Source organism: Streptomyces sp. CBMA123 (assembly GCF_014596465.1).
In the GTDB taxonomy this organism is placed as follows: domain Bacteria; phylum Actinomycetota; class Actinomycetes; order Streptomycetales; family Streptomycetaceae; genus Kitasatospora.
This window is the reverse complement of the sequence record NZ_MECK01000202.1, coordinates 1-9,612: the sequence shown is the minus strand read 5'-3', so window position 1 is coordinate 9,612 and position 9,612 is coordinate 1. Positions and strand designations below refer to the sequence as shown.

The window sequence follows — 9,612 nt, the reverse complement described above, 5'->3', positions numbered from 1 at the left end:
CCCCCTCCCCACCCCCCCCCCCCCCCCCACCCCCCCCCCCCCCCCCCCCCCCCCCCCCCTCCCCCCCCTCCCCCCGCCGCTGCCCGGCCCGGGCCTCGGCCGGGTCGGCATCCAGCAGCAGCAGGTGCACCCGGCGCCCCTGCCGGGCGGCGGCCCGGACCAGCCAGGTCCGGACGAAGGGCAGCGTGCCGCAGTCGTGCACCGCCAGTGCCCCGCCGTCCAGCACGGCCCGGCGAAGCCGCCGGTAGTGGGCGAGCCGGGCCAGCGGGCGGTACAGCGCGTACGGGAGGCCGCCGGGCAGCCGGGCCGCGTACTCCTCGCGGACCATCTGGGAGTCGACCAGCGGGGCGCGGACGCAACGGCGCATCAGGGTGCTCTTGCCGCTGCCGGGCAGTCCGGTGACCACCAGCAGGTCACCGGCGGGGTAGTGCAGGGCGGCCGGGCCGGGGCCGCGCAGCTCGTGCACTCCGGTGCGGACCACGCGTACAGGACGGTCCCCGAGGCGACGGCCCCCGACGCGACGCTCTGCGACACGACGGCCCCCGGCAGCGCGGGGCGGCGGCACCCGTGGCGCCGCCGCCCGCGGTATTCGTGTGCCCGTCACCGGCCCTCTGCCCTCCGCTCCCGCCGCCGTTCCCCTCCCCCGTAGCATGGCGGATGGCCAAGAACGAGTAAAGACCCGTGGTCAGAGCGGGGGCGAAGGGCCGCCGCCGGATCCGTCAGCCCAGCTGCGGGGCGACCCGGGACGCGACCAGCTCCAGGTGGTCGAGGTCGCCCAGGTCGAGCACCTGGAGGTAGACCCGCTCGCTGCCGACCGCCGCGTACCGGCCGAGCTTCTCCACGACCTCGTCCGGGGTGCCGGCCAGGCCGTTCTCCTTCAGCTCGGCCACCTCGCGGCCGATCACCGCGGCCCGGCGGGCCACCTCGGCGTCGTCCCGGCCCACGCAGAGCACCAGGGCGTTGGAGTACACCAGCTCGTCGGCCGATCGGCCGGCCCGCTCGACGGCGGCCCGCACCCGGCCGAACTGGGCCGCGGTGTCGTCCACGGAGGCGAACGGCAGGTTGAACTCGTCGGCGAAGCGGGCCGCCAGCGCCGGAGTGCGCTTCGGACCCAGGCCGCCGACCAGCACCGGGATGCGCTCCTGGACGGGCTTGGGCAGCGCGGGCGAGTCGGTCAGCGTGTAGTACTCGCCGGCGAAGTCGAAGGTGTCGCCGAGCTTGGTCCGCCACAGCCCGGTGATGATCTCCAGCTGCTCCTCCAGCCGCCCGAACCGCTCTTTCGGGAACGGGATGCCGTACGCGGCGTGCTCGGCCTCGTACCAGCCGGCGCCGAGGCCGAACTCGACCCGGCCGCCGCTCATCGCGTCGACCTGGGCGACCTGGATCGCGGTGACGCCCGGCAGCCGGAAGGTGCCGGCCGTCATCAGGGTGCCGAGGCGGATGGTGCTGGTGTCGCGGGCCAGGCCGGCCAGGGTGATCCAGGCGTCGGTGGGGCCGGGCAGGCCGTCGACGTCGCCCATCTTCAGGTAGTGGTCGGAACGGAAGAAGGCGCTGAACACGCCGAGCTGCTCGGCGGTGCGGGCGACCGAGAGGAGGGTGTCGTAGCTCGCGCCCTGCTGGGGCTCGGTGAAGATGCGGAGATCCATGCGGGCCATTCTGGTACGGACCGCCCGTTCGGGAACGCAGGGAACCGGCCATGCCACGGAACGTCCCGAAGGTGGCCAAGGTCTCAGCACGGAACCGTCACGGCCCGGCTCGCCCCCTCGGCGGCTCGCCTACCGTGGACGGATGTTCGCGACCCCCGACGAGTCCTTCCGGCGCTCCCCCGACGAACCGGCCGGCTGCCCGCTGCCCGGCATCGTGGCCGCCTTCACGCCCCGGCTGGCCGAGTTCGCCTTCGAGCCCGGCTTCGTCGCGGCCGTCGACCAGCACGCGGCGATGCTGCGCGAACTGCTGTACGCCCAGGGGCCGGAGCTGGCGCCCCGGCCCCTGGACCGTGAGGAACTGTCGGACTACGCGCTGGGCTTCCTGGACGCGCTCACCGAGATCGGCTGGCGGGAGCCGGTGGGCTACGACTACGCCGTCACCCGGCTGACCGCGATCTGCTGGCTGGTGCGCGACCAGGGCCTGCTGGAGGTCTGAGGACCGCCGCCTCGGCTGAGGACCGCTACCTCGGCTGGTCGCCCTCGGTCCCCGGCGGGTTGCCCGGGCCGGCCTGGGTGGTCGGCCGGACCGGCTGGTTGGTCAGCGCGTCCGAGCGGCCCGCCTGGTACGCGGTGCCGCGCAGCCGGGCGGTCTCCTGCTCGGCGTTGTCCAGCCACCGCTCCCAGCGCTGGCGCATCGGCATGATCAGACCGCCGCCGACACCGACCACCAGCACACCGGTGACGGTGGCGAGCGCGGCGATCAGCACCGGACCGGTGACCGCGGTCGCGATCCCGGCCTGGCCGAGCGCGGCGATCACCCCCAGCGCCACGATGAACGCCCAGGCCACGGTGGAGACCGTACGGCCGTACGAGGTGCCGGAGAGCGCGTTGCCGACGATGTCGCGCACGCCGTTGGCGATGGCCATCGCCACCACCACGATCGCCACCGCGACGATGCCCCTGGGCAGCCAGGCGACGATGCTGTGGATCATCACGCTGATCGGGTTCGGGCCGAAGACGCCGAACGCCAGCTGCAACGCCATCAGCAGGATCGCGTAGTAGACGATCTTGCAGAGGATGCCGGTCATGTCGTACTTCGAGCCGCTCAGGTAACGGGCCATCCCGGCTCGCTCGGCGACCTTCTCCGAGCCGACCCGGCGCAGCACGCGGTCCAGGAGCCGGGCGATCGCCTTGGCCAGGAACCAGCCGATGGCCAGGATCACCAGGAAGGCGATGAACTGCGGAATGACCTTGGCGATCTTGCCCCAGGCCTGGGTGAAACCCGACCCGAAGTCGACGGAGAGTGCGAGCTGCTGAGCCACGGAGTCCTCCACTCGGTGCCACGGCGCCACGAGCGGCGCAGGCGACCCCCCACCCTTCGTGGATAGCAGCAGCCCGCCCCGCCCGCGCGCGCCCGGGTGTCCGGGATGGTTCCGTCGGGTGAACACCCCCGCCGTCCGCACGCGTACAGTGGCGGTCCAGACCGAGAGGTGAGGGGCCACGGTGACGGAGCCGGACGGTGCGCAGGTGATCGGAAGCGACACGGACACGGGCACGGTGCTACACCGGGCACTGCAGTGGCGGGTGCGCCCCGCCACCCCCCGGGCCGCCGTCCTCGTCCTCCACGGCGGCGAGGAACACAACCTCACCCGGCCCCGGCGCCTCAACCTCCCCCTGCTGCGCATGCACGGCTTCCTGCGCGCGCTCACCAGGGAGACCGCAGCCGACGCGATCGCCATCGGCACCGTCCGCTACCGCCACCGCGGCTGGAACGGCGCCCGCGCCGACGCCGCCCGGGACGCGCTCGCCGCCCTCGACGACCTCACCGAGACGCTCGGCCCGGTGCCGACCGTCCTGGTCGGCCACTCCATGGGCGGCCGCGCCGCCCTCCGGGCCGCCGGCCACCCCACCGTCACCGGCCTGGTCGCCCTCGCCCCCTGGTGCCCCGCCGAGGACCCCTGCGACCAGCTCGCCGACCGTGACGTCCTGCTCCTGCACGGCGACCGCGACACCGTCACCGCGCCCGCCGACACCCGCGCCTTCGCCGCCCGCAGCCGCGCCGCCGGCGCCCGGGTCTGCGGCTACACCGTCGCCGGCAGCGGCCACGCCATGCTCCAGCGCATCCCCGACTGGCACCGCGCCACCACCCGCCTCACCACCGCCCTCCTCGGCCTCCACCCCCTCCCCGCCGAAACCGCCTCCGCCCTCGCCCTTCCGCCCACCTCCCCCGAGGCCCTCTCCCTCCTCCTCCCCCGCCAACCCCGCACCGCCCCCGCCCACGCCTGAGCCCGCCCGACCCCCGCAAGGGCGCGGGAGCCACACCCACCCCCACACCCGGGGGAGCGGTCGGGTGGATGTGCTCGATTCGCGTCGGCGGGTGGCGCCGGATGCCAGGGCCTGTCCTCACACTCCCGGCTGCGGGGCGGGGGCGGGGAGGCGGCCGGCCAGGAGGGCGTGGCCGAGGGGGGTGGGGCGGTGGGTGACGGTGCGGCCGGTGCGGTCCTTGGTGGTGAGGCCGGAGTCGGCGAGGACGGTGGCGTGTTCGCTGGCGGAGGCGGTGGAGATGCCGAGGAAGCCCGCCAGGTCCTTGGTGGAGCACGGGCCGTGGGTGGCGATGGTCTCCAGGGCGGCGGCGCGGGTCTGGCCGAGCAGGGCGGTGAGGGTGCGGCTCGGGGTGGGTTCGGGCTCGGGCTGCAAGGGGCCGCCGATCCTCGCCGGGTAGAGGAGGACGGGCTGCTGCCGCGGGTCCTCGAAGCGGGCGATGACGGGCCGGCGGGGGCCGAACACGCAGGGCTGGAGCAGTAGTCCGCGGCCGTCCAGCCGCAGGTCGTGCCGGCAGCCGCCGACCAGCGGGAAGCTGAGCACCGGGCGGCGCCAGGACAGCGCCGGGTGCAGCGAGGCGAGGACCTGGTCCGGTTCGGTGATCCGGCGGCGACGGCCGTGCTCGGTGGTGACGATGGTCTCGATCTGCCGCCGGTAGGGGTCGATCGCGCGGGTCTGGTAGTCGGCGGTGACGTTGCCGAGCAGCTTCCTGGCCTGCCGGTCGCCCGCCGCCACGCCGCGTGCGAAGGCGCTCAACTGCCGTTCCCCGCCCACCGATCGCAGGTGGCCGCGGAGCGGCTCCTCGGGCGCCTCGGCGGTGGCGCTCTCGGTCGCGCCGGGGTCGCGGCGGACGGTGAGGAACTCCGGGATCGCCGAGGAGGTGTAGAGGTCGAAGAGCAGCGCGGTGCGCGGGTTCCAGGAGGCCCGCAGGCGGTTGCGCCAGACCTGGAAGCGCGGATCGCAGCGGCCGCTGACCAGGGCGTGCACACTGAGGGACAGTTCCATCGACATGTCCGGGCGCTCGGCCACCCGGGTGCGGTCGAGGTCGTCCGTACCGAAGAAGATTCGCAGCACGGACAGGATCGTCACCCCGCCGGCGGCCGGACCGCAACACCGTTCGGCGAGAACCGAATCCCTTGCCCCGCGGCCACGGCCCGGGCAGGCTCGGGGGCCCGGCCGGGTGCCCCGGGTGACGGACCGGGGCACCCAGCCGACGTACGGGCCACGGGCACGGGCCCGCCCACCAGGCCCGGACCGCGTCCCACCCGCGGACGGTGGCGGACGGTCAGCCCAGTTCGGCCGCGGACTCCACGACGACCCCGTAGAGGTCCCCGATGGTGGCGAGCGCGCCCCGGTGGATCTGGGCGGCGGTGAGCTCCGCGGCGCCGGACCGCAGCGGGCGGGTGGCGCAGGCCTCGGCGACCACGGTGGGGCGGTTGCCGCGCAGGAAGGCGCCGGCGGTGGTGAAGGCCACGCACAGGTGGGTCATGAACCCGGCGATCACCACGTCCTGGTTGCCCGCCGCGTCCAGCAGCTCGCCCAGCTCGGTGCCGACGAAGGCGTCCGGCGCCTGCTTGACCACCACCCGCTCGCCCTCGGCCGGGGCCACGCTCGGGTGGATCCGCCCGATCTCGGCGCGGATGTCGTACGGGGTGCCCTCGCCGCCGTCGTTGATCACGTGGACGACGGTGGCACCGGCCGCCCGGGCCCGGGCGAGCAGGTCGGCGCCCGCGTCCAGGGCCTCGCGCCAGCCGGTCAGCTCCATCACGCCACGCGTGTACGCGTTCTGGTAGTCGATCAGGACGAGGGTGGCCGCGGCGAGCGGGGCGGGCTGGTCGTCGAGGCCGTTGAGGGTGCGCAGGGTGGTGCTGGGCATGGCTGTGCCGCCTTCGTGATTCGGGGGGTGTCTGCGCAGGTCACGCCTGGTGCGGCCTGCCGCTGGAAACGCTACGGGCGGGCCCGGCATGGCGGCAATGCCGTCTAACATGCAGATTCCGACATCAGGGGCGGCACAGAGGGGGAGCCCGTGGAGAGCGCGCAGCGGCTGATCGTCATCGTCCTGTTCGAGGGCGTGGACCTGCTGGACGTCACCGGGCCGCCGGAGGTGTTCTCGCTGGTCCGGCGGGAGAGCGGGGACACCACCGGCTACCGGGTGGTGCTGGCCGCCGAGACCTCCGGCCCGGTCACCACCGCCGCCGGGGTGCGGATCCTGCCCGACCTCACCTTCGACCAGGCCGCCGCCGCGGGCGGCATCGACACCCTGCTGGTGCCCGGGGCCGTGGAGGTCGACGAGGCCCGCAGGGTCCGGGCGCTGACCGACCCGGCCGTGGTCGAGCACGTCCGGACGCTGGCCGCCCGCTCGCGCCGGGTCGCCTCGGTCTGCGTCGGCGCCCACCTGCTGGCGGCCGCCGGGCTGCTGGAGGGCAAGCGGGCCACCACCCACTGGTCGACGGCGGGCCAGCTGGCCGCCGAGTACCCCGGGATCGAGGTCGACGCCGACCCGATCTTCATCCGCGCGGGCGAGGTGTGGACGGGCGCGGGCATCAGCGCCTGCCTGGACCTCTCGCTCGCTCTGGTCGCCGAGGACTTCGGCGAGGAACTCGCCCTGCGGGTCGCCCGACAGCTGGTGATGTACCTCAAACGCCCCAGCGGCCAGAGCCAGTTCAGTGTCCCGCTGGAGCCGGTCTCCACCACCCGGCGGATCGAGGAGCTGCGCCACCACGTCCTGCGCAACCTCTCCGGCCGGCTCACCGTGCCGGAACTCGCCGCCCACGCGCACCTCAGCGAACGGCAGTTGGTCCGGATCTTCAAGACCGAACTGGGCACCACGCCGAGCGCCTACGTCGAGTCGGCGCGGGTCGAACTCGCCCGCCACCGGCTGGAGTCGGGCGACGACACGCTCGAACGCATCGCCACCGCCTGCGGTTTCGGCACCACCGACACCCTGGTGCGGGCCTTCCGCCGCCGGCTGGACACCACGCCGACGGACTACCGGCAACGCTTCCGCACCGGCCCGGACACGGACACGGACACGACCACGGCCACGGACACGGACACGGACACGACCGTCGCACCGCCGGCAGCAGCGCTGCCGGCCGTCACACCGCCGGCAGCCGCACCGTGAACACCGTCCGGCCGGGCCGGCTGGCCGCCTCGACCGTGCCGCCGTGCGCCTGGACCACGGCCCGGACGATGGCCAGGCCCAGCCCGGTCGAACCGGTGGCGCGGGAGCGGGCGCGGTCGCCCCGGACGAAGCGCTCGAAGACCCGTTCCAGCAGCTCCGCCGGGATCCCCGGGCCCTCGTCGACGACACTCAACTCCACCTGATCGGCGGCGAGTTCGAGACGCAGTTCGACCGCCGTACCGGCCGGGGTGTGGGTACGGGCGTTGGCCAGCAGATTGGCCGCCACCTGGCTCAGCCGGTGCTCGTCCCCGCGCACCAGCACCGGCTCCTCCGGCAGCACCAGGCGCCAGCGGTACTCGGGGCCGGCCGCCCGGGCGTCGGCCACGGCGTTGAGCGCGATCCGGGTGAGGTCCACCTCCTCCTCCGCCAGTGGGCGGCCCGCGTCCAGGCGGGCGAGCAGCAGCAGGTCCTCGACGATCGTGCCCATCCGCAGCGCCTCGGCGTCGATCCGCTCCAGCGAGTGCCGCACCTCGCCGGGCACCTCGCCGGGGTGCCGCAGCGCCAGCTCGGCATGGCCGCGGACGGCCGCCACCGGGGTGCGCAGCTCATGGCTGGCGTCGGCGGCGAAGCCGCGCAGCCGCTCCTCCACCGCGTGCCGACGGGCCAGCGCGTCGCCGACGTGGCCGAGCATCCGGTTGAGCGCCGCGCCGACCCGGCCGACCTCGGTGCGCGGATCGTCGTCCGGCACCCGCTCGGCCAGCAGCACCTCGCCGCTGGCCAGCGGCAGCGCGCTCACCCGCTCGGCCATGCCCACCACCCGGCGCAGCGGGCGCAGCGACCAGCCGACCCAGACCGCCCCGGTGGCGCCGGCCGCGGTGACGGCGATCGCGAAGACGGTCAGTTCGAGGGTCTCCAGCCGCTCCACGGTGTCCTCCGCCGGGCGCAGCGGCAGCCCGCTGACCAGCACGTCGCCGTCCATGCCGGCCACCGCCCGGACCCGGTAGCGGCCCAGGGCGCCGCCGAGGTCCAGGGTGCGGGCCGGGCCGCCGGCCGGCAGGGCGGCCAGTGCGCGTTGCCGGTCGGGGGTGAAGGAGACCCGGTCGTCCGCGTCGTCGGGGTGGTCGACGTCGTCGGCGTCCCCGTCGACCACCCCGGCGGCGGTGACCCGGCCGCCGAGCAGCCGCACGCCCAGGGTGCCGGGGGTCTGGGCCCGGGTGTCCGGGCCGGAGCCGGCGCCGGTGTGCTCCAGGCTGGCGGCGTAGCGGCCGCCGGCCTCGGCGAGCTGCTGGTCGAGCCGGTCGACCAGGAAGTGGCGCAGCGCGGCGGCGGTGGCGAAGCCGACGGCGGCGCAGGTGACCACCAGCAGCACCAGCAGGCCGGCGATCAGCCGGGCGCGCAGGGTGCGGGGCAGCAGTTTGCGGAGTGCCGGTCGGCGGGGCAGCATCCCGCGGAGCGCGGTCGCTCCGGTGCGGACCGTCACTGCGCGGCCTTGATCAGGTAGCCCGCGCCGCGCACGGTGTGGATCATCGGGCTGCGGCCGGCGTCCAGCTTCTTGCGCAGGTAGCTGATGTACAGCTCCACGATGTGCGCCTGCCCGCCGAAGTCGTACGACCAGACCGCGTCCAGGATCTGGGCCTTGCTGAGCACCTGCCGGGGGTGGCGCATCAGGTGGGCGAGCAGCGCGTACTCGGTCGGGCTGAGCTCGATGGTCTCGCCGCCGCGGGTCACCTCGCGGGCCCGGTCGTCCAGGACGAGGTCGCCGAGCACCAGGGCGTGCGCGGGCGGGCGGCGCGGCCCCTCCGTCGGGGCGGCGCGGCGCAGCAGCCCGCGCAGCCGCACCATCACCTCGGCCAGGCTGAACGGCTTGGTCACGTAGTCGTCACCGCCCGCCGCGATGCCCGCGATCCGCTCCTCGACGGCGTCCCGGGCGGTCAGGAACAGCACCCGCACCTCGGGCTGGGCGGCGTGCACCCGGCGCAGCACCTCCAGGCCGTCGAGGTCGGGCAGCATCATGTCGAGCACCACCGCGTGGGGCCGCCACTGTGCCGCCTCCCGGACGGCCTCCAGGCCGGTGGTCGCGCCGCGGGCCTGCCAGCCCTCGTAGCGGACGGCGCCGCAGACCACCTCCACCAGGTCCGGCTCGTCGTCGACGACCAGGACGCGCCAGTCCGGGCGGTCGTCCCGGCGGTCGGCGCTATCGTCCATGCTGCTCCCTCGGCTCGGTGGCGGACGGCGGACATTCTGGCCCGCCGCGATGAGAAACCCGTGAGATCGCCGAACCTGGTTCGTGAACCCTCACATGGCCGCTGACCTGCGGCGATGATGCCCCTACGGGCTTGGGGGGCGGACTCCCTCAGAGGTGACTCAGAGCTTGCGGTGCCATCGTGGACCGCCCCGGCGGGGCCGTGCCGCCGCCGGGAGCCAAGGAGGATCCGCGATGAGCACTGCCACCGTACCGAAGTCCCGGCAGGCGCCCGCCGGCCCGCGTCACCGGGCCGCGGCCCGCCCGCCGCTCGCGCT

At 75.1% G+C, this 9,612-nt stretch carries 10 protein-coding genes; 3 read left to right on the top strand and 7 right to left on the bottom strand.

The genetic code is table 11. The annotated features are described in order from the left end of the window. Both BG452_RS22315 and BG452_RS22310 read right to left on the bottom strand, forming a co-directional pair. Positions 1 to 481 (bottom strand): AAA family ATPase (locus BG452_RS22315; protein WP_411292993.1); only part of this gene is annotated, 481 nt, incomplete at its 3' end. Positions 482 to 719: 238 nt separating this feature from the next. After that, complete coding sequence (locus BG452_RS22310; RefSeq protein WP_188306116.1) at positions 720 to 1,646, bottom strand: LLM class F420-dependent oxidoreductase; 927 nt, start codon at positions 1,644 to 1,646, stop codon at positions 720 to 722. Positions 1,647 to 1,788: 142 nt separating this feature from the next. Here BG452_RS22310 and BG452_RS22305 point away from each other — a divergent pair, with 142 nt between their 5' ends. Continuing rightward, positions 1,789 to 2,142, top strand: coding sequence for a DUF6401 family natural product biosynthesis protein (locus BG452_RS22305; protein WP_188306115.1), 354 nt, complete (start codon positions 1,789 to 1,791; stop codon positions 2,140 to 2,142). Positions 2,143 to 2,167: 25 nt separating this feature from the next. Here the strand turns inward: BG452_RS22305 and BG452_RS22300 are convergent, their stop codons facing one another. Beyond that, positions 2,168 to 2,968: a mechanosensitive ion channel family protein gene (locus BG452_RS22300; protein WP_188306114.1), complete on the bottom strand. Its 801-nt coding sequence runs from the start codon at positions 2,966 to 2,968 to the stop codon at positions 2,168 to 2,170. Between the two features lie 205 nt (positions 2,969 to 3,173). On the opposite strand from BG452_RS22300, the gene BG452_RS22295 reads away from it, so the two are divergent. Then, a complete protein-coding gene (locus BG452_RS22295) occupies positions 3,174 to 3,932 on the top strand; it encodes an alpha/beta fold hydrolase (RefSeq protein WP_317621172.1) in 759 nt (252 codons plus the stop codon). 117 nt (positions 3,933 to 4,049) lie between these two features. Here the strand turns inward: BG452_RS22295 and BG452_RS22290 are convergent, their stop codons facing one another. Both BG452_RS22290 and BG452_RS22285 read right to left on the bottom strand, forming a co-directional pair. Further along, entirely contained in the window at positions 4,050 to 5,042 is a 993-nt protein-coding gene (locus BG452_RS22290) for an ArsR/SmtB family transcription factor (protein WP_188306113.1), read from the bottom strand. 211 nt (positions 5,043 to 5,253) lie between these two features. Next, positions 5,254 to 5,844, bottom strand: a complete 591-nt coding sequence (locus BG452_RS22285; RefSeq protein ID WP_188306112.1) for an isochorismatase family protein — start codon at positions 5,842 to 5,844, stop codon at positions 5,254 to 5,256. 150 nt (positions 5,845 to 5,994) lie between these two features. Between BG452_RS22285 and BG452_RS22280 the strand changes: the two genes are divergently transcribed. Next, complete coding sequence (locus BG452_RS22280; protein WP_188306111.1) at positions 5,995 to 7,092, top strand: GlxA family transcriptional regulator; 1,098 nt, start codon at positions 5,995 to 5,997, stop codon at positions 7,090 to 7,092. On the opposite strand, the gene BG452_RS22275 is transcribed toward BG452_RS22280, so the two are convergent. Both BG452_RS22275 and BG452_RS22270 read right to left on the bottom strand, forming a co-directional pair. After that, positions 7,067 to 8,536, bottom strand: coding sequence for a sensor histidine kinase (locus BG452_RS22275; protein ID WP_188306117.1), 1,470 nt, complete (start codon positions 8,534 to 8,536; stop codon positions 7,067 to 7,069). The genes BG452_RS22280 and BG452_RS22275 overlap by 26 nt on opposite strands. Positions 8,537 to 8,568: 32 nt before the next feature. Continuing rightward, the gene (locus BG452_RS22270; protein WP_188306110.1) at positions 8,569 to 9,297 is read right to left on the bottom strand and encodes a response regulator transcription factor; all 729 of its coding nucleotides are present in this window, start codon (positions 9,295 to 9,297) and stop codon (positions 8,569 to 8,571) included. Positions 9,298 to 9,612: the final 315 nt, after the last annotated feature.